Source organism: Halobacillus sp. B23F22_5, assembly GCF_043497085.1.
GTDB lineage: Bacteria > Bacillota > Bacilli > Bacillales > Halobacillaceae > Thalassobacillus.
The window spans coordinates 264,649-290,743 of sequence record NZ_JBIEKI010000005.1; the positions used below are offsets into that span (position 1 = coordinate 264,649).

Here is a 26,095-nt window from a genome sequence, read left to right on the forward strand (position 1 = left end):
CATCTCTCTTGTGAAAATAACCAATGCTGACTTTCGTGCAGCATTGGTTATTTTTATTTAGTGTTATAACGCAAATGTTTGCGTCCAGCTCTTTTACGACAAGAAAATAAAGTAAAGAATAAAGATGACAAACAATAGGTACATGACCGGATGGATTTCTTTGATCCGCCCTTTCATAATCATTGTAATCGGGTAAAAAATGAATCCAAGCGCAATACCAGTAGCGATACTATACGTCAGCGGCATCGCGATGATGGTGAAAAAGGCAGGGACAGCAATTTCAAATTGATCCCAATCGACATTTTTCAAAGATGATGCCATCAACACGCCGACGATGATCAACGCTGGGGCCGTTACTTCCGCAGTCACTACTCCCAACAAAGGAGAGAACCACAGAGCTAATAAGAAAAACCCGGCAGTTACGACAGAAGTAAAACCCGTACGGCCGCCGGCTCCAACACCAGCAGTCGATTCGATATAAGAAGTTGTGGTTGATGTACCAGCCACTGCCCCTACCACGGTTGCAGCAGAGTCAGAGAACAAAGCACGTCCTGCACGTGGCAATTTATTATCTTTCATAAAACCAGCTTGTGTCGAAACAGCAACTAATGTTCCAGCAGTATCAAAGAAATCAACAAATAAGAACGTCAATATGACTACCAGCATTTCGATCGTGAAAATATCTCCAAAGTGGAGGATAGCCTGTCCAAAAGTAGGTGCAATACTTGGTACGCTTCCTACGACATCTCCGGCCCCACTCGGCGGGTCGATCAACCCAACGATCATGCCAGCGACAGCAGTCAGAATCATCCCATAAAAAATTCCGCCTTTGATTCCGAGCGACAATAAAATGACAGATGCGAAGATACCGAAGATGGCTAGCAGAACGGTTGGTGAGGTCAAATCACCAAGTTCAACCAAAGTTGCTTCATTAGCCTGGATAATTCCCGAACTCTGAAAACCGATGAAGGCGATGAATAACCCGATACCAGCCCCAACCGCCATTTTTAAATTGGCTGGAATAGCATTGATGATTCTTTCGCGCAGGCCGGTCAGTGTTAAAACAATAAAAATAAGTCCAGATGCCAAAACACCAGCAAGGGCCGTTTCCCATGGAATTCCATACCCTAACACAACCGTGTAAGCAAAGAATGCGTTCAATCCCATACCCGGAGCTAACGCAATCGGATAGCGGGCGAATAGCCCCATAATCAAGGTACCAATAGCAGCAGCAATAGCAGTAGCTGTGAACACCGCCCCTTGATCAATGCGTGTCACGCCTTCAGGCAACTCTTCGATTCCGACAAGTGCCAGGGTCGCCGGGTTGACGAATAAAATATATGCCATCGCCAGAAACGTCGTCATACCAGCCATGAATTCTGTCCGGTAATTTGTTCCGAACTCTTCGAATCTAAAAAACTTCTTCATTGTAATACTCCCCCTCTATTTTAACCAGTCGTATGTCCAAAAGCGTCAGCACTTCGTTCAAGTAAATAAAAAGCACTCCCGGAACTTCTCCAGGAGTGCTGAACTGACGTGGGGGAATTAGACCAGCAGCAAAATAATACACCTTTGCCACTTGTCCAATTCACCAGCGTAGTCAGGCCATTTACGGCAGCCTGGTAGAAACGATCGGGCCTTATCCCCGAAATTATACGACGGTGTAACGGTATTAATTTCTCTTTTATCGTACGAGCCTTTCCGACAGTTGTCAACACAAAAACCGAATATTATTAAATCAAATATTGGTAATGTTCGTTATTCCCACTCAATAGTCGCAGGCGGCTTGCTTGTTATATCATAGACGACACGATTGATATGATCGACTTCATTGACACAGCGAGTTGAAATCTTCTCTAAAACATCCCACGGGATACGAGCCCAATCGGACGTCATGCCATCGATAGAAGTAACCGCTCTGATTCCGATCGTGTGGTCATAAGTCCGTGTGTCTCCCATAACCCCGACGGAACGGAAATTCGGAAGAACCGTGAAATATTGCCAGATATCCCGGTCCAGGCCGGCGTTGCTAATTTCTTCACGAAGAATTGCATCGGATTCACGAACTATTTTCAGCTTTTCTTCGGTAATTTCTCCTAACACACGAATCGCAAGTCCCGGACCTGGGAACGGCTGCCTCCATACAATTTCATCAGAGACGCCAAGCTCAGAGCCAAGCACACGGACCTCATCTTTAAACAGCGTATTCAATGGTTCAATCAATTCAAATTGCAAATCTTCCGGAAGCCCGCCGACATTGTGGTGAGATTTGATAGTCTGGGCTGTATCGGTACCACTTTCGATAATATCGGTATAAAGCGTTCCTTGGGCCAGGAAATGGGTATCTTTCAATTTAGCCGCTTCATCATCAAAAACGTAGATAAACTCATTGCCAATGATCTTTCGCTTTTGTTCCGGATCCGACACACCCGCAAGCTTATTCATAAACCGGTCTTTGGCATCCACCTTGATGACATTCATGTTAAAACCATCGCGGAAGGTGCGCATGACACTATCAGCTTCCCCTTTCCGCAAAAGTCCATGATCGACAAATATACATGTCAGCTGGTCGCCGATTGCTTTATGGATCAAAGCAGCAACGACAGAAGAGTCGACCCCGCCGCTCAATGCGCACAGGACTTTCTGGTCGCCGACCTGTTCACGGATTTTTTCAACTTCCATATCGATGAAGTTTTCCATCGTCCAGTCTCCTTCACAATCACAGACAGAGAAGACGAATTGCTTCAATAGGTTATTTCCATATTCCGAATGGCGTACCTCTGGATGAAACTGCACGCCATACATTTTACGCTCTTCATCACTGATTGCGGCTACCGGACAAGAAGGACTCGTAGCATCCGTAGTGAAACCCGGAGGAGCTTCGATCACCTTGTCGCTATGGCTCATCCAGACGGTTTGAACCAATGGAGTATCCTGAAATAGGACAGGCTGGGACTCTTTCAGTGTAATAGCAGCCTTTCCGTATTCACGCTCGTTTGCCCGCTCTACTTTTCCACCGAAATGGTGCGTCATCAGCTGCATCCCGTAGCAAATGCCAAGAACAGGGATACCGAGTTCAAAGATCTCTTCATCGCAACGGAAACTATTTTCTCCATAAACACTGTTCGGTCCACCGGAAAGAATGATTCCCTTCGGATTCATCGCTTTCACTTCATCAGCGGTCAGCTTATGGGAATGCAACTCACTATATATTCCAAATTCCCTGATCCGTCTTGTAATCAACTGGTTGTATTGACTTCCGAAATCCAGCACAAGAATAAAGTCGTCCATCTGTGTCATTTCTTCAGCTCCCTTTTCTCCAAAAAGCTTAATCATCGTAAAAAAATAGACTTCTGCCCCTGGACATAGGAAGGCAGAAGTCCGCTATCATCAATGGAAATCCGCCTTCATAGTCAGGACATTTACGGCATCCCGGTAGAGACTCTCGAACCCTATTATCGAGGATATATGAAGGTGTGTTTGGTTGTAATTTTCATTCATTCTATCAATGGGGATGATAAGAATCAAGACAATGCCTTGTTAATTAAATTTTCCCATAATTCTGTTACCTTGTCCCATTGATTGGATTGTTGTTCATTCCGGTAGAGCATCCGTTCATAATGGTGCGTCAATATTTTCATATCATTCGACTGGAAACGCATATCTACATCCCGGGCATATTCCCGGAGTGTCTGGTTCGACTTCCGCTGCATCCCTTTATAATCAAGGAGTTTCAGTAGATATTGGTAAGCTTTTTGATAAGTGGCTGCATCTTCAATATGTTTATATCTACGCTTCAGATAGGCGGACATCCATCGGAACCTTGTGAGGTATAAAACAATCGTTATTCCAACTACTACAATAGCTAAGATAAGATACTTCCAGAAGTTACCGCGATCTCCAGCAGCTCCCGTTCCACTTTCACCTTCATTGAAATCTTCCTCAATTTCCATTTGCTGTTGGGGATTTCCTGTTTCAGGAGTGGTGGTATCCGCTGAATCTTCTTCCTCTGAACTATCCCCCGCTTCCTCTGTATCTACATAAAAGTCGGTAGGATTTGAAAAGCCTTTGGTTGGTTCGAATGGCACCCAGCCGATTCCAGGAAAATGGACCTCTACCCATGAATGAGCATTGCCATTTGTCACTTGATACAAATTATACGACTCGCCGTCATCCAACTCGACATCTGACTGATGCAGCTCCCCGCCAGTAAACCCTTTCACCCAGCGTGCCGGGATTCCGACAGAGCGCAGCATGACGACCATGGAGGTAGAAAAGTTATCACAATAGCCTTTCTGCGTTTCAAATAAAAACTGATCGACATAGTCATCACTTTCTCCAGGCACGGCTACGTCTTCCGTATTGTATTCAAACCCGCTGGAAGAAAAGTAATCTTCTATCTCTTTTACAGCATCGTAGCGGTTATCTTCATCCTTAATGATTTGCCGGGAAAGGTTCCCGACTCGATTCGGCAAGTTATCCGGAAGCTGGAGGTAGGTTGCACGAATATCCTCCGGATCGTCTTCTCCTGCTTCTCTTAATTGGTCATACTCATAAGAAGGCACATCAATCCTCATCCGGTAGCCAGGAATCTGACTTGCCCTATCATTCTTTCGGGTTGTGACTTCTCCTGTCGGCTGGTTGACATAAAATTGAAAGTCTTCCGGGTAGGCTACCACTTCTTCGGCACCATAGGGGTAGACCATTTTTTTCAAGTCCGCTTCATTGGTGAAGTTGACTACGGTAAATTGTTCTTCGGTTTCTACTTCATCCGTGAACGTTTTGATTCCGAGATCGCCGCCATTAATCTGACGTCTATCTTCTTCTAGGGTATTTTCCCAGCCTTTACCGGTATAATGGTTCTTTGATTCTACCCGCCAGTATCTTTCTTTTTTAGCAGCCACCTGGAAGACTGGTGTTTCATCCTGTAGGAAACCCCCGCCTAACTCGGTATCATCTTCACCGTAGCCTATTTTCTGGATGCCTTTCCCGCTACCACCTGTGCCACTGTTGCCACCGACCGCACTCTCCAGATAAGGAACGGGATCAGCCCATTGCGGGCCCGGTTTAGGAGCGGCATAGCCCACAACCGTGGATAATAAGATGATCGCTGACATCGGCAGTACCCACCGCCGTAACCGGTTCATCCCCATCCATGTGACCTCTTCTTTTTCCATTTCTTTGAAAAAGCTAGAAACCCCAAGGGCGATAAGAGCGATTAAAAATGTCCGTACGATCGCCCACTGGCCGTTATACGCCGTAAATGTATCCATGACCGTAATGACGATGAAGGTCATCAGCACGAAAAGGAAGATTCGCTTGGCGACGACAAACCAGAAGTATAATAGATAACTCATCAGCCAAAGCAGAACCAGGAACAAAAAGCTTCTGAAGAACCCCGTCATCTCCCCCCATGACTGAGCCAGTATCACTTCAAAGTTATAAGCGAACTGCTGATATACAATGATGAACCATTCTTTACTGAACAATCTTTCATAAAGAAACAATCCATCTAAAATGAACACAAGCCCCAGAAATTTCAATGGCATGGAAAGCCACCAATTGACATGTAAAAAGGAGATAAAAAAACAGAAGGCTGCATAAATCACAAAAATCGTCAGGTTATGGGTATCCGTCACTTTTTCTAACGGACGCATCCATTCCCAAAATAACAGAAATCCACATAGGTACAGGATCAGCTGATAATAATTTTGTTGTTGACTACGAGAGAGTGTCATACCTTCACCTCGAATTTCTTCTTGCTCAGCTCTTCTTCGGTTAAAAGATTAACGATGATGTTTCGGTAATCCAGTTGTTTCATCAGCTTGCGTGTGTGTGCTGTGATTTCTGTTGATGGACTGATAAAAAACAAAACCACTCGTTTAGCTTTATGCTGCAAGCGGACAAGTGCTTCTAAGAGCTCGTCATCAAGCGCCGTGGTCACTACCATCGTTATGACTCCTGCCGGTAGCTGGCGCTGCTCCTTTGCTAAACGCTTAGAAAAAGAGGCCTGACCTACAGGCATGATCGTCGATAAGTGACGCCGGATATTTTCCATTTGCATCTTATTCTGCTGAAAAGAAAACGAAGCGGACCGATCCGTCATCGTCTTCACCATCAATTGGGAAGATTTCTTTTGCAGCGTGGCAAGCAGTGAATCGGTCAATTCCACTGCCCCTTCAAAGGCAATCATATTTTGTGACGCTCGTCTGCTGGCATCCAATACCACCAGCATATCCACACTTTTTTCTTGCTCAAATTCTTTCGTCATTATAGCATCTTTGCGAGCCGTCGCTTTCCAGTCAATCCATTGGAATCGGTCCCCTGGCATATATTCCCGGACACCAGCCACAATGTTTGTGTTCTTATCACTAAGAGATAATGATGGACTGGCTCCCTGTTGGTAGCTGTACGCCTGTTCTTTGTATTGCAGATCACGACGGTAAGGATACGCGATCAGCATGTGATCGGATTCAAAAACGTGTTCCTTTTTGATGAAACCAAAAAAATCACCGGTTTTAATCCGGATTGATTTCAAATGATGTTCGCCTCTCGGGATATGATCCAGTTCATAACGATAACGAATCGATCGTTGAAACCACGGAAATACCACCCGTTTCATCACTCGTTCATCGATTACTTTTTGAGGCTGAGCCATCCAGTGGAATTTTTCAATATGGGTATCACGCTTTTTCAAGGAATCAGGGAAATACTCTTCGAGCACACAATAAAAGAGCGGGAAAGGGGTCCGTCTGGTCAATATGACTTCAACCTCAACAGACTCACCTGCCTGGACAATCCGTTTGGATAAATGCCGGGAAACATTCCAGTTATCAAGCGGATATACCAATAGCAGCAACATATAGAGGATAAAAGGCAAGAAAGCCGTAAACAAAAACCAGCTGACAAAACCACCCTGGAACATTGCATAGGAATATACCACCGCAAACAGTAGCAGAATCACCAATAACTGAAGGGTAAAACTTAACCAGCGTTTCATTCATGCTTAGTCCTTTGTACAGGAATGGCGATATTTTCAAGAATGGTCTTGGTGATGCCTTCCGGTGTATATCCTTCAAACTTCGCCTCTGAAGTCAATATGATGCGGTGTGGCATCACAAACGGGGCCAAATATTTCACATCATCCGGAATAACGTAATCCCGGTCCTGAATGAAGGCATATGCTTTAGCAGCTTTCATCAACGCAATGGAACCACGGGGACTTACGCCAAGATAAACACCCTCATGTTCTCTTGTGGCCGTTACGATATCAACGATATAATGATGGATGGTATCGTCCACATAGACATCTTTTACCTTATTTTGAATATCAATCAATTCATCCTTGGTCAGCACAGCTTCTACAGTGGTCAATGGATGTTCTCCTGAGGTGCGACTCAACATTTCCCGTTCCTGCTGTACTGTCGGGTACCCCATATTCAACTTGAGGAGGAAACGATCCAGCTGCGCTTCCGGTAAAGGATAAGTTCCTTCGTATTCAATCGGGTTCTGGGTCGCCATGACAAAGAAAGGTTCTTTTAATGGCACGGGAGAACCTTCCACCGTGATACTGGATTCTTCCATCCCTTCCAATAAAGCGGACTGAGTCTTCGGCGAGGTACGATTGATCTCATCAGCAAGGACGACATTCCCCAAAATCGGTCCCGGCCGGAATTGGAATTCCATTTCTTTCGGATTATAAATAGACACACCAGTCACATCAGACGGCAACAGGTCTGGGGTGAACTGGATCCGTTTGAACTCACAATCCAGTGATTTCGCAATTGTCCGTACCATCATGGTCTTTCCGACACCTGGTACGTCTTCCAACAGGACATGTCCTTTTGCTAAAAGGGCCACCATACTTAAGAGGGTGACCTCCTCTTTTCCTACCATTACTTTATTCACATTCTTCAACACTTCCGAAATTTTCGGTTCGTATAAGGATAATTGCTGGGTCATTTGTCGACTCCTCTCACCTTCGATAACTCCTAGAAAAATTAAATTTTCCGTATATTTCAACTATACTATATCCTGTCTAATGGGACAAAGTTCACCGCATTTCGACCTATCTATGCAAAAATACAAAAAAGCCTTATAAATAAGGCTTTTCACACATTTTTCAGCTTGAAGTTACGAAAATTTTTTAACAGGATAAAATTGTCATACATTTCTATGCGGAATTTTCCGCGAATGGATTCCCGGTAACCTTCTCCTTCAAACTCCAGTCGCCATAGATGGAGGGGTTCTTCCAATAACTTTCCTATTCTGTGTAAGGAATGAGAAGAAGCCGTAATCTTTATGATACTACATTCCCTGACATAGGCGCCTGTTAAGGAAAAGGTCTTACTGCCGATTTTCATTTTTGAAAAATATCTCACTCTATCTCCTGCTTTCGGAAGCTCTTACTAAGTTTTTCAATCTAAAGCCTTTGCAATAGACTTCATAAATTATACCATATGACTAACTCAACTACTCGTCATATTCCAAAAAGAAGGAGGGGCTATCTTGAGTTTGAAGTCCAATATTTATAAAGTATTGCGTGTCTGGAATGATATCGATGCTGTCAGAAAAGGAAAAATCGGCCGCAGAATTGGAAGAAGAGCAGCTGGAAAAGCAACCGGGAAAATCTTGCGAAAGTTATTTAAATGAATGCAGGGAAGCTTCTTTTTAGGGGAGCTTCTCTTTTTGTTTACTTTTTTTATCAAAAGCGTTAAACTGAAGCAATAAATTAGTTAGCTAGGTAAATAATCGAGGTGAATGTAATGGCTGATAATGAAACCCGTGAGTTATTCCACTTATTGAACCAGCGGGTCCGACTGATAACAAAAGAAATGAACACCGTTTTGAGTGACCATGGGCTATACCATTCCCAATGGTCCATTATTTTTTGTCTGAACCAATTCGGCCCAATGACGCAAACAGCTATATGGAAGTACTTGAACGTAGAAGCCCCTACCGTCACCCGTACCCTGTCCCGGATGGAAAAGAACGGCTGGGTTAGCAGGAAGTACGGCGAAGATAAACGGGAGCGCCTCATCGAAATGACGGAAGCGGCCAAAGAAAAATTCACTGCTGTCAATGAAGCAGTAGCACAAGCCGAAAAAGAAATGGCACAGCCGCTGTCCAGCGAGGAAATTCAACAATTACAACACTTGCTAAGGAAATTAGCTGCTACAGAAGGAGAGTAACACATCATGAAACAAAGCAAGCGGGAACCGATTTGGACGAAGAGCTTCATCAGTATCTCGTTAACGCAATTCACGGTTTTTTTGGCTTTTTACGCCCTGTTGACCACTCTGCCAATCTATGTCATCCAGGATATGAACGGAACAGAAGCCCAAGGCGGCTTGACGGTCACCGCCATGTTAGTGGCAGCGATTCTTATCCGCCCTTTTTCAGGGAAATTGATTGATGTGATTGGAAAAAAGAAGACGTTGATCGCCGGCATCATGGTTTTCACTGTGACCACCTTCCTTTATATAGGGATTACGGAATTTATACCTTTGTTATGGTTACGGCTTTTTCACGGCCTGTCATTCGGCCTGTTTACTACTGTAAGCGGAGCGATTGCAGCCGATGTCGTTCCTGCATCGCGCCGCGGTGAGGGGATCGGATATTTTGCTATGGCTATGAACCTTGCCGTAGTTGCCGGTCCGTTCATCGGCTTGTCGGTACTACAGTTCGCTCCATTCCATGTGCTTTTCATCCTGTTAAGTGTATTTATGGTTAGCGGAGCCTTATCTGCTTTTCTGGTTAACGTACCAAAAACAACTGAAACGGGCCAGCAAACGGCCAAGATAACATTATCCCTGCATGATTTGATAGAGACAAAAGCAGTGCCGATTGCCTTAATCAGCAGCCTGGTCGCATTATCTTACTCAAGCATCCTTTCTTTCCTGTCCGTTTATGCAAATGCTATCGGACTATCATCGGCAGCAAGCTATTTCTTCCTGGTTTTCGCGGTAGCCATGCTGCTCTCACGTCCATATTTAGGAAGGGCTTTTGACACTAAGGGACCGAGGTTTGTAATTCTGCCTTGTCTATTTCTCTTTGCAGTCGGACTTGTATTCATCAGCTTTACCAGCACAGCCTGGATGCTGCTTATTTCTGCTGCTATTATTGGGCTCGGTTATGGAACCCTGCTGCCAAGCTTCCAGACGATGGCTGTCCAGTCGGCTTCCATCAAACGCAGCGGCCATTCAACCGCCACCTTCTTCATGTTTTATGACTCGGGGATAGCTGCAGGCTCATTTATTTGGGGACTGGTCGTCGCCCAGGCGGGATATCAACAGCTTTACATCATCAGCGCACTTATCGTGCTGGTAGTAATCGCTTTATTCAGTATCCAGACAAAGAAACAGCCTGGTTATACACCAAAGAACAACCCTGCATAATAACATGAACCAGAAATTCATCCTGCTCCACACAGTGGTCGGGTAAAACTTTAAGATCCTCTAGTACAGCGTGCAAATTGTCTAGAAAAATTAGCCTTATAGCAAAATGAAAAGGCATGAACAGAGCAACCCCCAAGGTGGAGAAACTGCTTGTTCATGCCTTTCTTTCAGCACAAAACTTAATTTTGACCAGACTTTTTGATAATATACTCCAGTCCGGCATGTGCGTTACGGAACGTTGCTATTTCATTATTAAGTATTTCAAACGTCATCGCTAACTTCGGTGTGATACCCACAATAATGCACTCGGTGCCTATCAGCGTCAAGCTATTGTTCAACTGCTGGATTTGATGACTTACCCCTTCATCAAACGTATGCATACCACTTAAGTCAATCAAGGCATATTCAATATCTGCCGAAGCACACTCTTTCAAAATAATAGAAGTCAATTGCTCGGAACGCTCTCTATCGAACACCCCAATCAATGGAACAGCAATTGTCTTATCCCAAATTGTTATCAAGGGGGTCGATAATTCCTCGATCAGTTTGTCTTTCCTCGCTTCTTCTTCTGCCCTGGTGGTGACATCCATCAGCATCACGACGTATCCATCAATAGACTCCTCCTCATTTTTAATCGGAGTCACGACGATATCTGCTACAAAATTGTTTCGGATGTTGATCCGGGCACGATGGGTCTTTTCTATATGTGCCATGACCCGCCGCTGCAATGCCGGGTTTTCATGAAATTGATCCATGTTCATTCCAATGACGTCTTCCGCTCTTTCAAGCCCATACAAAGGAGCTATTACAGTAAAGAGCCCAAGCGCATTGTCATTCATCCATGTCACATGATAATCTTTATCTGCAATTAAAATATTTTCTCCGATGCTGTTTAAGGTATCTAATAATGATATATTATCAGGAATTTCACCATTACCCTTCATACTTTTCACCTTACCTAACCTCGTTTGTAATGACAATTATATACCTTTTACATTCATTTAAAAAATATATGTACCCTACAACAAAGAAAACCAACAGAAGATAGAATAAGAAAAAGCCTGTATCCATCCTGAGAGCTGGATACAGACTTATTTCATTTTAACTTGTATAGCCATGACCGTAGCCATGGATTGTTTCATTTACTATTTTTATTATTTTGATGCGTGGATCACTTTATATTTGCCTGGAGCTACTACGGTATGCGTGTGCTCGAAACCTGTATCTTCCAGGTTCTCCATGACGCTAAGGTCCACCATGACACAGCGCTGGCAGGACGAGGTAACTACCTTCCCTTTGGCATCTACGCCGTTCAATTTAAAAGAAATGATATCTCCAATATTTGCTTCATGACCTTCAGGGGTTTCCATAGCCAACATCCTTTCGATTGAAATGAATATGATGTTTTCTAGACATTATATCAAATTAATAGAAAATTTCCATCTTTTTGATACACTCCGGCTATCCATTTTATAAAACAAAAGGAGCAGCTTCCGAGAACTGCTCCGTTTATCCGTTTTAAACACTGATGATATTTCCCATCTTTCCCGTTTCATAAGGACCTTTTTCCTTAAGAAAACTTCGCAGCATGTCGATGGCATGGGTTCCATGGTATGTTTTCCGGGCCTCTTTCGCTTTGAATAACTGTTGTCCTCCCCCTGCCAGTGTATAAGTTTTATGAAGATCAAGATCCTGTCCGCCTATCTGCATCGTTTGAATACGGTAACCTTTTGGATTGTATGGTTTAAAAGTCATCAACAAACCAGAGGAGCGCAGGATGTAGCCTCCTTTCTGTTGAAATGGATCATCGGAGAATACTTGCTCCAGGTTTTTTTCAAGGGTTTGCCACAGTGTATGACCATCCATTTCCAATGTAAACATCTCAGGATTAGTTGGTATGATGCTGTACAAATCTTCGATCGATAAAGCACCAGGAGACTTCGGCGAGCCATACCGCCACCCATGGGAAAAAGCGAGATCACATTCGAACGCATGACGGTATGCATCGGTAAGAAAACGATCCATCGGAGCTTCATTCAATGTCATCCGGTGCAAAATAGAATTCGTCTCCCCCGCTATCGTTTCTCTTTCCTTACGATAAGGTTCCATGGCTGCCTGAACGATTTCTTTCATCTCCCCATCTTCCCCAATGGTTTCATCCATATCAACCAATCGATAATCCGCATCTTTTATTTTACCGTTATCCATGGTGATATCCAGCCGACCTAAAAAAGAAGAGCTCGATCCCGCTTGGACAATTAACGCTTCACCAGCAATAATCGGTTTTGTCACTCTGTCATGGCTATGCCCAGAAAGGACGACATCGATGCCATCCACCAGTGTCGCCAGCTTTGCGTCGAGCGGAAGACCCATGTGACTCACCAATACCATCAGGTCGACTTGTCCTCTTATACTATTTACGGTTTCCCGTACTTCCTCGACCCCTCTGGAAAACTGGAGCCCTTCCGAAAAACTCCCAGGCATCGTGATATCGACATAAGGGTATGTCAAGCCGATGATACCAGCTGTCATCCCTTGCATTTCTTTAATGAGATATGGATGCAGCAACGGTTCTCCCGTATCCTCATCGCGGACATTACAGGCAAGAGCCGGAAAAGGAAGGCGTTCCACCAAGTGTTTCAGCTGATCTTTGCCATAGGCGAAATCCCAATTACCAGGGATGAAACCGTCCAACTCCATCTGTTTCAATAAAGGTAGAATTGCTTCCCCTTTACTTGCCACTAAGGGTAGGGTGCCATGGAAGAGATCGCCGCCATCAAAAAATAAAACATTATCATTTTCCCGTTTCACTTCTTTCACATAGTTGGCAACCCTCGAAAAGCCGCCAGCCTTTTTCAAGACAGGCCCTTTCGCCTTCCAATAAAGCTCATCGTGCATTTCGAGACATCCGTGGGTATCATTTTGTTGAATCAATGTCAGTTTTTTCATCGTCCCTTCCTCCTCCGATTTCCAAACAAATCTAATTGTAGTGTTTTTATCATCAAAGAAATCATGCATGCCCTGTTGAATTATTCTCCTGTCGTTCCCTCTTTTTTCTAAAGGTCAGTACCAACACAAGGCCAGCCATAAGCAAGTAAAAGCCAGCGTGCATCCGGTAACCCAGGATTGTCGGAGTATAAATGAACAGCCCTGTCACTCCTGATATCACACCAATCCCCACCACCAGCCAATAAGGATTACGAAACAGCAACGTTCCCAGAAGAAATACTGCAGCTAGGACAAGGTCGACCCAGTGGCCGTTTTCAAGACCAAGTCTCGCAATCACTGTATAGCTGAAAATGCCGATGGATAGCATGAGTATGTAATCATAGAGTCGCGGTAGATGATCAGCTCGCTTAATCCAAGCGAAAAGCATCAATATAACGGAAGCGATATAGAATTCTTGCGTACCACTGGGATAGGCAAGCACCGCCATCGGATTATCGATGAAGATCTCCCATTTGGTCACAAACTTGATACTGAAAAATAAAACGAACCATGTGGCCAAAAGCGAAATGAAGGAATCCATGCTTTTCTTTTTTTCTCTTTTCGCTTTTTCGGTAAAAAACCAGAAAATGATGATTGCAATTATAAACGATGCAACCCTCACTCCGAACAATGGTTGGATAAACATAACTTCATCACCTGCTTCCTTTATCAATCAAGTATAAGTTTTATTTATGAAGGAAAAATGAAGCCATATTAGAAAAACGGGCTTGTCACCAAGGACTTATAGCGAAACGCCTCCGTGTTGATTTTGCAATTAAGCTCCCTTTAATTGAAGACTCAGTTTCGAGAGAAACTGTTTCCGTTATGTTAGTTAGCGTTTGGAGGTCCGGGAAATCACTCGCTTTCCATGGGGGTACGGTGAGCTTCCTCGGGCTAAAGCCCTGCGGGATCTCACCATGTACTATCCTCCCATTGGAGTCTCGCAATTTCCCGGACCTCCTTGCGTTTATAAGAGAAATGGAAACATCGGTAGGAAGAATCATTCAAACATAGTAACAGCTACAAAGAGGGCTTGTTTCCTGAATCATTGGGCCTTGTCATGCAGTGAATGTGGAAGATACCTCTTACAATGTAGGGTTCCTTCATCAAATAAACGGATAGGGTGGCGGGGAAACGGTGAGACTCCCGTGGGAGAAGGGGATAGGCGAGACCCCGCAGGTCGTGAAACGACTGAGGAGGCTTGCCAGCTCCCCCACAGGAAAGCGAACTGTTTCCCAGCCATCCCTTACTCTATTTTGGTAAAGAACCCCTTTTACCTTGAAACTGAATCTTCCACGATTCTGCCCTATTATTGAATGGGGCTCTTATGATGAATCAGTCACAATGTTTAATAGCGCCTTATAAAAAAATCTCTCACCAGCGAACTGATGAGAGATTTTATAACTTTATGATTTTCTAATATTGTGCTTCCAAGCCTGGTCTTTATCAATCATCCGCTTCGCAGCATAGATGAGCAGGAATTGTATGAAGATAATCGGCAGACCCATCAGACCTGAAATTACTTCTAATGGTGGTAAGCCACCGATACGCATCAATAGCAATGCCAGACCTGTGATGACAGCGGCGATCACGATACGCAGTGTTTTAGGTGGTTCAAATTTACTCATATCCCTCGTACTCGTATAAGCCGCTACGGTATAAGTTGTAGAATCCAGTGTGGTGGTCAAGAAAATCAGTGCCACTATCATAAAGATGACAATAGCTATATTACCAAGAGGCAGTGTACCCAATATTTCTGGAATAGCTGCCATTCTGGCTTCATTTTCGACAAAATCCAAAATACCCATGTCCCCTTCAAGATAACGATGGACACCTAATCCTCCAAGAACGCCGGTGGCAACCCAGGAAATTAACGTAGGGGCCAACAGATACGTAAGAATCATCTCTTTGATTGTTCGTCCCCTGGAAATTTTGGCTGCAAATACACTATGGAGCATAGCCCATGTAGCACTATAGGCAAACCAGAATACAGTATTGCTTTGAACATGGGAGGCTTTCCCTTGATGTACCGACTCCGTGTTCAATGAAAGATTAACATAATTAGATAATAGAAACGAAACACTATCTGAGAAATAGTTCAAGATAAATACGCCGGGACCAGCAACCAAAATAAAGATAGCGAAAAAGCCAGCTATATACATATTCCATGTACTTAAGCGTTTGATCCCTTTCTCGATTCCTAAATAGGCACTTAGTGAAAATAAAAATACCCAGATGATTGTAACTATGATGGTCATTGTGAATGACACTTCCATGCCTAACAAGTTGGATAAATTATGCGTAATAATTGGCGCACCAAGGCCTAATGTTACGGAAGCACCTGCCAGAATACTGATGAGGAATAAGATATCAAGGAACTTTCCTCCCCATCCATCTGTAAACTTATCACCAAAAATGTCACGGCATGCTTCTGAGATACGCATTAACGGACGTTTCTTCACATGAAGAATATAACCCATGGCTGGCGCAGCCATAACGAAGATAGCGAAAACCTGGAAGCCCCACAAGAACATACTGTAGGAATTCCCCCATAACAACGCTTCTGCTGATCCAGGGTCCACCCCTGCAGGCGGGTCATTCGCTACAGATGTCCATTGCAGCATTCCGGTCCGCATGATTGTCGAACCGACACCCATTGCAATTAAAATGGATGCATATTCAAAGAGAGTGAACCGGGGTTTTTCTTTCGGATCCCCCAGTACGACTTGTCCATATTTAGAAAATGATAAGTACAGCCCTGCTGCTACTAAGAGAATTCCATACCAGAGATAACCCCAGCTGAATACTTCGACGATATAGTCAAAAATAGAGTTGAGTAACTCTAAGGACTCTTTTTCGTACAAAGCAAATGGAATACTGATAGCAATGATGACTAGTAATGCTGGAACAAATATTGAGTAGTCAATCAGCTTCTTCTTATTCATCGAATCCTCCTCTATTTTCCTTTGCCTCCTAATGGTTCCCTTATCCTAGTACCCTAAAACCAAAAAAATTAACGAAAAAGAAATATATGAAATATTCCATTTATAACCCCAAAAAAGTTGTGATTCCTTAGATGACTGCAATCATGAAAGATATTAATTTATATAACAAAGTCTTTAACTTATACTGGAGTAAATAGTAAGTAAAGGATAGGGATGAATAAAATGCTATATATATGGAATATTGAGGAAATTATAAAAGATACACTCCAGGAACACGATTTAGATATTAATTATGAAGCGAACAAAAACCTGCCTGCACCAATGAGTTATAACGTATCGACTAATACGATCAGTTTCAATTATCTCGAAGTAAATGGGTATATCAGTAAAATTAAAATTAAGGAAACCGAAGAAAACTTTGTAAAAATTATGCTATGCCACGAAATCGGCTATTACCTGACCTTCAAGAAACACAAACACGATTTGAGGACATTGATGTATGGAGAAGATGATGAAATTGCCGAACTAAAATCTGAAATAGAAACGAACGCCTGGGAATATGGAAGAAAGTTGGTCCCCGTAAATTTACTTGAATCCTATGATAAAGTCAGGGAACTCAACGGAATGCTGATCAAGGGATTATAAGGTTCCTGCCATTGAGCAGCCTCTCTAAAAGTGGAGAGGCTTTTTCAAATCTCCAAATAAGACTCAAAAAAGACTCACTTGTAAAAGATACGCCTCTAGACCTAGATGAATTTATACCTGAAGCCGTTATTTATTCTCCCTAAGATATCTATAATGAAGATAGATGATTAAAGGAGCGATGTTTATGAAAAAGGGGCTATTGTTATCCGTAGCAGTGGTGAGTGCTGGAATCCTGTTGTTCACCGGTTATCAAATGGTGGGGGCTAAAGAAGGAAAAAGTACACAAGTGGTAGAACGAGATGACGCAGAAGCTTTGACTGTTGATTTGGATATGGGGGTTGGAAACCTGAACGTTTCACCAGGTTCAAAGAACTGGCTGGAAGGTCAATTCGAATACGATAATTCAAAGAAAGAAGCTGTCGTCTCCTACAGGCGAAGTGGGAAAGAAGGTCATATTGAAATCAGCGAAAAACGGAAATGGTTCCAGGTGAATATATTTGGGTTCAATAAGAAAAGTGATTGGAACATACAATTGAACGAAGAAGTCCCAACTGACCTTAATGTAGAAACCGGCGTCTCCGATTCCTACTTGGATTTACGTGAGTTAAACTTAACAGATTTGGATATTGATACTGGCGTCGGAGACGTCACATTGGATCTTTCCGGGGAAAGAAAAGAAAGCTTTCACACAAGTATCGATTCCGGGGTCGGTGAAAACAAAATTTACCTTCCTAAGGAAATCGGAGTCATACTTAAAGTAGACAAAGGCGTAGGTGATTTGAACATCGAAGACTTCATCGTCAAAGGTGACGGTACCTATGTGAATGAAGCTTATGAAAATGGAGCAGATGTAGTTATGGAGATTGATATAGATATGGGAGTTGGAGACATCACTTTAGAGGTGAAGTAATAGTAAGGGAACTTCCAGCGTGTAGAAGTTCCCTTTCGTATAGCTATTAATATAAGAAGAATAGTATAAGTTCGTCTATAAAAAGAGTCAGCTCAGCTCTCCGGTCTATTGATCGTAGAGCTTTTCTCTTTGATTTGGAATACTCGTATCCAATACCGTGATTTTTCTCTTTCCACTGATTAAGCTTCTTAATCGCGAATCCTCTTTTCTCGCCCTCCAAATGATTTGCGAAAAGTTTTCAGGGGTGAAATTGTAGTGATCGATCAGATATTGCTCAAATGCTTCGTGATCCACCTGATTGTTATGCTCCTTCGCGTAGTTAATTAAAATACGGGTCAATTCCTTATAACTCATGCGTTTTGTTCCATCCTCGGAAACTGCCTCTGGATCTGTCGGAAGAATATAATCATTTTTTGCCACTGCATTTGGTAAATGATCGTTGGTTTTGTGTGTCTCTTTTTCTACTACTTTCTCTTCAGGAATATATGAATTCATTTCTTTCAAATCGTTATCAGCTTCGTCAAAAGTAGCTATAACGGTAGCAGGATCGTCGCCGCTCCCCCTTTTCTCCTCCAGCCGCTCCAGTCGGGCGATCAGTTCCTGCTGTTCTTTGGTCAGCTGATTCAGCATTTCCCGAAGCTGCTTTTTCTCCTCCTGGATATCCTCTAACCGCATGTATATAGCTTTGCTCAGCGTAAACATGGTAAGGCACCCTCCTTTAATAGGAATGATTATAGTTATAATAGCATACGAAAAAGGCGGGTTATTAGATAACTGCCCGCCTTATTGAAAAATGATAGAAAAGTTGCTGTTATTATCCAGTGTTTAAGTAGGTGAAAATCACTTTAAAGAAAACTGTCTCATGCAGCCAAAGGTACGGAATATTTGAATCCCACCTATGCTTGAGAACCATAAATGGCTAAATCCTGATAGTCCAATACGAACATATAGCCATTCCATTTTAATCTATTTTGAATAGTGCCTAAAGAATCTGCATGATATGTTCCAGCAATCTGCTGATAAGCAATGAGATCATACATATCATCAAATGCAAAATCAATTGGATATAAGCCGCTTATGGGATCTACCCATCCACTGACAGGCTTCCTCAGTTTCCCATTTGCATCGTAAATTTCATTTAAGTAACCCGGATCTCTCAATGATAAATCGATCAGATACCTTGTATTATTCCTTTTACTTAATACTTCGACCTTGTAATTATCTTTGTAAGTAACATCATAGGTATACGCCTGGTTAAACGCATCAGAGTCGAACAATAAACGGGCTTCGTTATTTACAAAAGAGTATATATAGTCATTTGTCGTTCCACCACTGCCACCTGTAGGAATGGAAATCAAAATGTCATTGATTCCATCACCGGTAAAATCCCCTAAAAACAGTATGGGGTCATAACCCATATTTTCCTTCAAGGGAATACTGACAGAAACTCCTGTCGCTCCATCGCGGATGCCGAGTGTCATATTTTGGATTATGGAAACATCTGACTCTCTATAACCGGTCACGTATACCATATCAGGGATATTGTCCCCATTCACATCGCCAGTAGCAGAAGCAACAACCCCAGATATCCTCATGTTTGGGTGAAAATAATATCTATTCATATTAGGCTCCCTGCATAAATTAAATTGATGCAATAACCTATGCACGCAACTGCATTCCTGTTCACCAGTTCATACAGGCACTTAAATTCTCTAAAGGTTATACAATAGAGTGGAAGGAGTGTCATCTATGCCTTGGTTGCAGAAAGTTCAATACTTATATGGTCAGCCGATAGGAGTCTCATTTGTAGATGGAACAGGAACTTCAGGAATTTTATGTGGGGTTTCTGATGAAAAACTTCTCGTTATGCAATACCTCTATCAGGCTCAATTTGCGTTAATGCAGTATGACTTGTTTATGATACAGGATATCCATGGGTTTCCACTCTGTCCTGATCAACAGCCACTCTATTAATAAACAAATTTTAAAAAGAAAGCTGAGTAATCAATAGTCGAGTAAAAATGATCCCATGATATAGAAGATAGTTAAACTATTTTTAAATCATGGGATCTGATTGTTGAGGGAAAGAAACATATTCCGCGTTTTGACAGGCTCTCTTATCCTCTATATTTTATCGTCAACCCTTTTAGGAAATTCCGTGCGTACTTATCTCCACACTCTTTATAATTCTTGTGCCCTTCTTTTCTTAATAACGCGCTTAATTCACCTTTTGTTATCGTGACCCCGGCTTCATCTAAAATATCAATGATATCCTCACTTGTTAATTTCAGTGCTATTTTCACTTTTTTCAGCATGACGTTATTGACACTTGCATGATTCTTTATAGACCGATCCGGTTTATTCGGCTGGCCGGGTTTTGGTTCCTGCGGGCCTCTTTTGAAAGTAATCAAGCCATTTAAAAATGACTCCAGCATGCTATTCGTGCATTTTATATGGTCTTCATGCTCAACTGCATCCTCATCGTCATTTTCATCCTCGTAACTGTCATCTGATTTTGTAAGTACCTTTAACACTTCTTCTTTGGTCAAGTCAACGCCACCAAGTTTAAATATTTCTACCATATCTTGATCTTTTATATCCAGCGCATATCTTAATCTAATTAATATATCATTATTATCCATTTATAAACCTCCAATATTATTTAACCAATAAATAATCACATACTTGATAAGAAGCCCTCTTCTGTAATATGGCCAATTGTCACGGATATTTTTACTAAGGATTTTATTTCAATTAATGACAAAAGATAATTGTAAGAAGGAGGGTATCAAATGAAACGAAAAGCATTAAGAGATGGTGCATTAACTAACAATCAGACACCTACAGAAAGCCTGCCTGAAAGAGAAAGCAAGGAGACATTTACAGATGTAGATGCTGCCAAAGCCCAGGAAAGAGCAAAAATAGCCGACCGGGAAGAGCTTGAAGGAAAGAAATAATAACGAAAGCGCAAGCTCCTTGCTCACCCATTAAGTTTTACAAATAGTATCTCTTATTCAACTAAGAAAAAGCAGGAACCCTTTAGCGGCTACCTGCTTCTTCTTTTAATACTAATTTTGCAACTGCTTCAACATGGTGTGTCTGAGGGAACATGTCCACCGGCTGTATACCTTCAACCTTATACCCATTATTCACCAGGTATTTCATATCCCGTGCTTGCGTCTCGGGGTTACAGGATACATATACTACCCGTTTCGGACGCAGCTTCACTATGCTGGATAAGAACGCTTCGTCACTTCCGCTTCGCGGCGGATCCATAATGACCACGTCAGCTTTCTCACCCCGCGCTGCCATTTGCACCATGAACTCCCCGGCGTCTCCCTGATAAAACCTGGCATTCTTCACGCCGTTGCGTTTGGAATTGCGGATGGCGTCGCGAACTGCATCCTTATTCAACTCCACGCCAATAACCTTTCCGGCTTTCTGGCTGGCAATCAGACTAATGGTACCGATTCCGCAGTAAGCATCCACCACGGTTTCCTTTCCAGTCAGCTCTGCCATTTCAATCGCCTTGCCATATAACTTTTCCGTCTGGGCCGGGTTAATCTGATAGAAAGATTTCGCCGAGATCTCAAACTTCATTCCACAGAGGGTATCCGTTATCGTCCCCTTGCCAAACAGCACTTTTTCCTGATCGCCGAGAATCATACTGGTGTCCCGATTATTTACGTTCATCAGAAGCGTTGTGATTTCTGGATGAGCCTTTCGCAAGGCTTTGACAAAATTATTCTTGCCCTTGAACACAGGTGAGGCGACTACAAGCACCACCATGATCTCACCGCTGACTTTGCCGACCTTTACCAGTACGTGCCGTAGGAAGCCCTGGCCGGTGTCTTCGTTGTACGGCTGCATTTTAGAGGACTTAAGCATGCCCTTGATGGTTTGCACAATCTCATCCGCTTTTGGATCATGAATGAGACACCGCTCCATCGGTATGATCTGATGGGTGTTCTGGGCGTACAGCCCGCCAATGACCTGCCGCTCCTTATTCAGACCGAATGTCGTATGACTCTTGTTCCGGTAATCATAAGGGTCGTCCATAGTCAAAATAGATTCCGGCTTTCCGAACGGCTCCATGAGGGCATCTACGGTTTCCTGCTTAAAACGCATTTGTGCCTGCTCGTTCATATGCTGCAGCTGACATCCCCCGCAAGCGTAGTAATACTCGCACGGTGGCGTGATACGGTCTTTAGACGGTTTGATCACCCGCTTCAGCTCGGCGTTAACATATCGCCCTCTTTGGGAAACGATCACTTCAGCCTTTTCACCAGGCATCAGATGTGCTACCTCCAGCCTTTTCCCTTCCCACTGGACAATGCCTTTGCCCTCATTGGTAAGACCTGAGCAGGTCACCTCCGCGGTTATGGTTTTCTTTTTGCCTTTAGGTTTCCCACCCGTTTGATTCCGCGACGAATTAGGTTTTATATTCTGTTTTTTTGATCGATCAGTTTTTTTTCCCGATTTTCTATATCCGCTGTTCTTACGTTTTTTCATAGGCACTTCCCATCTTTCTTCATCCTTGACACTCCATTATATACTACCTAAGGCCGGCAGGTAAATGGCACCTCTCCCCCACTAGAGAGTTGATCAAAGTGTAACCAGTCACCAGGATAATGCATGCTTATAAAGGACAAAGCACCATCTTTATAATAATGAATAGGCTAATGATGGTACTTTGTATGAAAGGAGCAGAACAATGTATTACAATCCAAAGTTTTCTGCTGACCAACTGGCATGGAAAGCCATGAAATACGATATGAAGGCAAACTATTATAAGTATTCTAACCCTGAGAAACATATTTATTATTATCAAAAACACCTTGCATGTATGCAGCAATTAATGCATAACCGCCAGGAGGGGGCGATGAGCATGGGCGGAAATTCGATGGTCCGCGTGTTGCATGCTTCTCCAAACGCACCTGCAGTAGACGTGTATGCGAACGGACAAAGGATACTGCAGAATGTTTCTTTTAAACAAACCAGTGACTATTTAAATGTTCCCGCCGGCCAATATCAAATTGAAATTTACCCTGCCGGTCAAACGACACAGCCTGTGTTAACACAAATGGTTGAAACAGAGCCCAACAATATGTATACCGTTGCCGCTGCCAATACAGTAGATAATCTACGACTAATTCCAGTAGTGGATAGTGAAAGCATGGCACCAAGAAAGGCTAAGGTGCGGTTCTGGCATTTATCTCCTAATGCCCCAGCTGTGGATATTGCTGTAAAAGGCGGTGATGTCCTGTTCCGCAATGTTTCATTCGGAAGAGCGACCCGTTACATCCAATTACCACCGACAACTGTCGATCTTGAAGTCCGGGTTGCTGGTACGGACAATGTAGCACTGACGATTCCAGGTGTAACGTTAAATCCGAATCAAGTGTACACAGCAGTAGCTGTAGGGCTTGCCGGAGAGCAGCCGCCGCTGGAGGCCATCTTTTTACAACCTTGAATTAAAGCGAGAAAAGCAGGCCTGTAATGGGCCTGCTTTTCAGCTAATTAATCTAAATCTTTACCCCGCAGGGAGAAAGATCTCATTTATTGTTTTATAGCTAATTCTTCTGGTTTACTTGTTAAATCGAAACGATCTGCATTCATTACTTTAACCCAGGCAGCGATAAAGTCACGTACGAACTTCTCTTTGTTATCATCCTGAGCATACACTTCGGCAAGAGCCCGAAGAACGGAATGTGAACCGAAGACGAGGTCTACCCGCGTTGCAGTACGCATAAGCTTACCGGTCTTCCGGTCATATCCTTCATAAGTCCCGTCGTCTTTTGCCTTCCACTCGACCCCCATGTCAAGCAGATTCACAAAAAAGTCGTTTGATAGGATGCCGACACGATCTGTGAAGACGCCGTGTCTGGTGCCGCGATAGTTGGTCCCCAGGACACGCATGCCGCCGACCAGCACCGTCATTTCATGGGCAGAAAGTCCAAGTAGCTGTGCCTTGTCTAAGAGCAGCTCTTCCGGGCTTACAGCATATTCTTTTTTCTGATAATTACGGAAACCATCTGCCACCGGCTCAAGAACTTCAAAGTTTTCTTCGTCCGTCTGTTCCTGGGCAGCATCGCCGCGTCCAGGTGCAAACGGTACTGTTACATCAACGCCTGCATCTTTCGCCGCTTTTTCAATAGCTGCACTGCCACCCAACACGATTAAATCAGCCAGGCTGACCTTTTTATCCAGCTCATTTTGAATATCTTCAAGAACCCACAGTACTTTCGAAAGCTTTTCCGGTTCATTTACCTCCCAATCCTTCTGCGGAGCAAGACGAATGCGGGCACCATTCGCGCCGCCACGCTTATCTGAACCACGGAAGGTGCTGGCAGAAGCCCATGCCGTTTTAACTAACTCGCTCACGGTAAGTCCGGAATCCAGAATCTTCGCCTTCAACTCTTCAATTTCTGTATCTGTGAGGTCATAATTACCCTTTGGTACAGGATCCTGCCAGATAAATTCATCTTCCGGAACTTCAGGTCCCAGGTATCTGTCACGAGGACCCATATCGCGATGCAGAAGTTTGAACCACGCGCGGGCAAATGTATCAGTAAACTCGTCCGGATTATTGTAGAAACGGCGGGCAATCTTTTCGTATTCAGGGTCCATACGCATAGCCATATCCGCCGTAGTCATCATCGTCTTCACGCGTTTCGTTGAATCATTCACCTCAGGCGCGAGATGATCTTCCTCCGGATCTACAGGCTCCCATTGATAGGCACCAGCAGGACTCTTCGTCAGCTGCCATTCATAGCCGAAGAGCATATCGAAGTAACTCATATCCCACTTTGTCGGAGTAGGTGTCCAGGCCCCTTCAATTCCACTGGTGATAGTGTAGGGACCATTACCTGTTTCGTACGTGCTTTTCCAGCCGAGGCCCTGGTGTTCAACAAGAGCTCCTTCTGGTTCTTCTGTGACATGAGAAGGATCTCCTGCGCCGTGTGCTTTACCAAATGTGTGACCACCGGCAGTAAGTGCCACTGTTTCTTCATCGTTCATACCCATACGTTTAAAGGTTTCACGTATATCGCGGGCACTTCCGAGTGGATCAGGTTCGCCATCAGGTCCTTCCGGGTTCACATAAATCAAGCCCATTTGAACAGCAGCAAGGGGATTCTCCAACTCACGCTCGCCAGCGTAGCGTTTATTCCCGAGCCATTCTGTCTCCGGTCCCCAGTTGACGTCTTCTTCCGGATGCCAGATGTCCTCGCGCCCTCCGCCAAACCCGATGGTCTTTCCGCCCATGGATTCAATCGCGACATTCCCTGCCAGAACAAGCAGGTCAGCCCATGAGAGCTTGTTGCCATATTTTTGTTTTATTGGCCAGAGCAGACGACGTGCTTTATCAAGGTTACCGTTGTCCGGCCAGCTGTTAAGAGGAGCAAAACGCTGAGAACCGCTCCCTCCGCCACCACGGCCGTCTCCAATACGGTATGTACCAGCAGCGTGCCAGGACATACGGATAAAGAAAGGACCATAATGGCCATAGTCCGCAGGCCACCAATCCTGACTGTCTGTCATAAGGTTATGCAAGTCCTTCTTCAGTGCATCGTAATCCAGCTTTTTAAATTCTTCGGCATAATTAAAATCTGATCCAAGCGGGTTTGTCTTCGTGTCATGCTGATGAAGCAGATCGAGATTCAGCTGATTCGGCCACCAGTCTTCGTTTGTTGTCACACTGGAAGATTTCCTCTCACCACTTGCACCAGTAAACGGGCACTTGCCATTGTTCTCATTGTCCATACGTTTTTCTCCTTTCTAATTTGAAAGATTACCAGAAGAATAGAAGCTTTCCCTACATGAATCTTTTAAGAATGATTTACATCCATTCTTACATTAAAATTATACTAAATAAATCCTTTACTAAAAACAAATATGCACAAAATTTTGAATTTTTCCTCATTCACTATTTTTTATGAGAAAAACAACGTGACGCATCTGCTTCCCAAGATTTGAAAAGTTGCTCAACTATTCTCAAGTTATATGCTTAATTAAGTGTAACTAGAAGTAAGGCTGGCATTAACTTCTTTTTATATCATTCAGGAATTTCGATCACATACAACCGAAGACTACCATCAAATAGGCTTGGCTTATGGATTACCATTAAAAAAAGTCTCCCTTAAAATTGAAAATCTTAAGAGAGACTCTTTATGTGTTGATTTAAGGTTACTAAACCTTAGGCTCCTAAA

General features: G+C 43.4%; 23 protein-coding genes and 2 riboswitches. Of the genes, 8 read left to right on the plus strand and 15 right to left on the minus strand.

Annotation, left to right across the window (positions count from 1 at the left end; translation table 11 throughout):
- Window positions 1–93: 93 nt before the first annotated feature.
- The 5 genes from ACGTN9_RS09980 to ACGTN9_RS10000 form a co-directional block, all read right to left on the minus strand.
- Window positions 94–1,428 (minus strand): NCS2 family permease, encoded by a 1,335-nt coding sequence (locus tag ACGTN9_RS09980; RefSeq protein ID WP_499592354.1) that lies wholly within the window; start codon window positions 1,426–1,428, stop codon window positions 94–96.
- Between the two features lie 149 nt (window positions 1,429–1,577).
- A riboswitch (purine riboswitch) is annotated at window positions 1,578–1,679 on the minus strand.
- A gap of 79 nt (window positions 1,680–1,758) precedes the next feature.
- Window positions 1,759–3,300 (minus strand): glutamine-hydrolyzing GMP synthase, encoded by a 1,542-nt coding sequence (guaA, locus tag ACGTN9_RS09985; protein WP_499592447.1) that lies wholly within the window; start codon window positions 3,298–3,300, stop codon window positions 1,759–1,761.
- 90 nt (window positions 3,301–3,390) lie between these two features.
- A riboswitch (purine riboswitch) is annotated at window positions 3,391–3,492 on the minus strand.
- 32 nt (window positions 3,493–3,524) lie between these two features.
- Complete coding sequence (locus ACGTN9_RS09990; protein ID WP_499592356.1) at window positions 3,525–5,738, minus strand: transglutaminase TgpA family protein; 2,214 nt, start codon at window positions 5,736–5,738, stop codon at window positions 3,525–3,527.
- A complete protein-coding gene (locus ACGTN9_RS09995) occupies window positions 5,735–7,000 on the minus strand; it encodes a DUF58 domain-containing protein (RefSeq protein ID WP_499592358.1) in 1,266 nt (421 codons plus the stop codon). Before ACGTN9_RS09995 ends, ACGTN9_RS09990 begins: the two co-directional genes overlap by 4 nt.
- Window positions 6,997–7,962, minus strand: a complete 966-nt coding sequence (locus ACGTN9_RS10000) for an AAA family ATPase (RefSeq protein WP_499592360.1) — start codon at window positions 7,960–7,962, stop codon at window positions 6,997–6,999. The genes ACGTN9_RS09995 and ACGTN9_RS10000 overlap by 4 nt, the downstream gene beginning before the upstream one ends.
- Window positions 7,963–8,508: 546 nt before the next feature.
- Between ACGTN9_RS10000 and ACGTN9_RS10005 the strand changes: the two genes are divergently transcribed.
- The 3 genes from ACGTN9_RS10005 to ACGTN9_RS10015 all read left to right on the plus strand — a co-directional run bounded on the left by ACGTN9_RS10005 (window position 8,509) and on the right by ACGTN9_RS10015 (window position 10,397).
- Window positions 8,509–8,652 (plus strand): hypothetical protein, encoded by a 144-nt coding sequence (locus ACGTN9_RS10005; RefSeq protein WP_499592362.1) that lies wholly within the window; start codon window positions 8,509–8,511, stop codon window positions 8,650–8,652.
- A 113-nt stretch (window positions 8,653–8,765) separates the two neighbouring features.
- Window positions 8,766–9,191 carry a MarR family winged helix-turn-helix transcriptional regulator gene (locus ACGTN9_RS10010; RefSeq protein WP_499592364.1) on the plus strand — a complete coding sequence of 142 codons (426 nt, stop codon included), beginning with the start codon at window positions 8,766–8,768 and terminating at the stop codon, window positions 9,189–9,191.
- A 6-nt stretch (window positions 9,192–9,197) separates the two neighbouring features.
- Entirely contained in the window at window positions 9,198–10,397 is a 1,200-nt protein-coding gene (locus tag ACGTN9_RS10015) for an MFS transporter (RefSeq protein WP_499592366.1), read from the plus strand.
- A 179-nt stretch (window positions 10,398–10,576) separates the two neighbouring features.
- Here the strand turns inward: ACGTN9_RS10015 and ACGTN9_RS10020 are convergent, their stop codons facing one another.
- The 5 genes from ACGTN9_RS10020 to ACGTN9_RS10040 all read right to left on the minus strand — a co-directional run bounded on the left by ACGTN9_RS10020 (window position 10,577) and on the right by ACGTN9_RS10040 (window position 16,330).
- A complete protein-coding gene (locus ACGTN9_RS10020) occupies window positions 10,577–11,341 on the minus strand; it encodes an STAS domain-containing protein (protein WP_499592449.1) in 765 nt (254 codons plus the stop codon).
- 210 nt (window positions 11,342–11,551) lie between these two features.
- On the minus strand, window positions 11,552–11,767 hold the full coding sequence (locus ACGTN9_RS10025) for a DUF2187 family protein (protein ID WP_499592368.1): 216 nt from the start codon (window positions 11,765–11,767) through the stop codon (window positions 11,552–11,554).
- A gap of 148 nt (window positions 11,768–11,915) precedes the next feature.
- On the minus strand, window positions 11,916–13,346 hold the full coding sequence (locus ACGTN9_RS10030; protein WP_499592370.1) for a bifunctional metallophosphatase/5'-nucleotidase: 1,431 nt from the start codon (window positions 13,344–13,346) through the stop codon (window positions 11,916–11,918).
- Between the two features lie 61 nt (window positions 13,347–13,407).
- A complete protein-coding gene (locus ACGTN9_RS10035) occupies window positions 13,408–14,031 on the minus strand; it encodes a hypothetical protein (RefSeq protein WP_499592372.1) in 624 nt (207 codons plus the stop codon).
- A 760-nt stretch (window positions 14,032–14,791) separates the two neighbouring features.
- The gene (locus ACGTN9_RS10040) at window positions 14,792–16,330 is read right to left on the minus strand and encodes a BCCT family transporter (RefSeq protein ID WP_499592374.1); all 1,539 of its coding nucleotides are present in this window, start codon (window positions 16,328–16,330) and stop codon (window positions 14,792–14,794) included.
- Between the two features lie 213 nt (window positions 16,331–16,543).
- Between ACGTN9_RS10040 and ACGTN9_RS10045 the strand changes: the two genes are divergently transcribed.
- Window positions 16,544–16,975, plus strand: a complete 432-nt coding sequence (locus ACGTN9_RS10045; protein WP_499592375.1) for a hypothetical protein — start codon at window positions 16,544–16,546, stop codon at window positions 16,973–16,975.
- A gap of 184 nt (window positions 16,976–17,159) precedes the next feature.
- A complete protein-coding gene (locus tag ACGTN9_RS10050; protein ID WP_499592377.1) occupies window positions 17,160–17,885 on the plus strand; it encodes a toast rack family protein in 726 nt (241 codons plus the stop codon).
- A gap of 105 nt (window positions 17,886–17,990) precedes the next feature.
- On the opposite strand, the gene ACGTN9_RS10055 is transcribed toward ACGTN9_RS10050, so the two are convergent.
- Together ACGTN9_RS10055 and ACGTN9_RS10060 are read right to left on the minus strand one after the other, a co-directional pair.
- Entirely contained in the window at window positions 17,991–18,587 is a 597-nt protein-coding gene (locus ACGTN9_RS10055; protein ID WP_499592379.1) for a hypothetical protein, read from the minus strand.
- Between the two features lie 194 nt (window positions 18,588–18,781).
- A complete protein-coding gene (locus ACGTN9_RS10060; protein ID WP_499592381.1) occupies window positions 18,782–19,507 on the minus strand; it encodes a YybI family spore inner coat protein in 726 nt (241 codons plus the stop codon).
- A 127-nt stretch (window positions 19,508–19,634) separates the two neighbouring features.
- Between ACGTN9_RS10060 and ACGTN9_RS10065 the strand changes: the two genes are divergently transcribed.
- Window positions 19,635–19,859 carry a hypothetical protein gene (locus ACGTN9_RS10065; protein WP_499592383.1) on the plus strand — a complete coding sequence of 75 codons (225 nt, stop codon included), beginning with the start codon at window positions 19,635–19,637 and terminating at the stop codon, window positions 19,857–19,859.
- Between the two features lie 143 nt (window positions 19,860–20,002).
- Here ACGTN9_RS10065 and ACGTN9_RS10070 read toward each other — a convergent pair whose 3' ends face one another.
- Complete coding sequence (locus ACGTN9_RS10070) at window positions 20,003–20,527, minus strand: YehS family protein (RefSeq protein ID WP_499592385.1); 525 nt, start codon at window positions 20,525–20,527, stop codon at window positions 20,003–20,005.
- A gap of 150 nt (window positions 20,528–20,677) precedes the next feature.
- Here ACGTN9_RS10070 and ykzP point away from each other — a divergent pair, with 150 nt between their 5' ends.
- Window positions 20,678–20,842, plus strand: coding sequence for a protein YkzP (gene ykzP, locus ACGTN9_RS10075; protein WP_499592387.1), 165 nt, complete (start codon window positions 20,678–20,680; stop codon window positions 20,840–20,842).
- Window positions 20,843–20,924: 82 nt separating this feature from the next.
- Here the strand turns inward: ykzP and rlmD are convergent, their stop codons facing one another.
- Window positions 20,925–22,397, minus strand: a complete 1,473-nt coding sequence (rlmD, locus tag ACGTN9_RS10080) for a 23S rRNA (uracil(1939)-C(5))-methyltransferase RlmD (protein ID WP_499592389.1) — start codon at window positions 22,395–22,397, stop codon at window positions 20,925–20,927.
- Between the two features lie 202 nt (window positions 22,398–22,599).
- Here rlmD and ACGTN9_RS10085 point away from each other — a divergent pair, with 202 nt between their 5' ends.
- Window positions 22,600–23,358, plus strand: a complete 759-nt coding sequence (locus ACGTN9_RS10085) for a DUF4397 domain-containing protein (protein ID WP_499592390.1) — start codon at window positions 22,600–22,602, stop codon at window positions 23,356–23,358.
- An 86-nt stretch (window positions 23,359–23,444) separates the two neighbouring features.
- On the opposite strand, the gene katG is transcribed toward ACGTN9_RS10085, so the two are convergent.
- Window positions 23,445–25,649 carry a catalase/peroxidase HPI gene (gene katG, locus ACGTN9_RS10090; RefSeq protein ID WP_499592392.1) on the minus strand — a complete coding sequence of 735 codons (2,205 nt, stop codon included), beginning with the start codon at window positions 25,647–25,649 and terminating at the stop codon, window positions 23,445–23,447.
- Window positions 25,650–26,095: the final 446 nt, after the last annotated feature.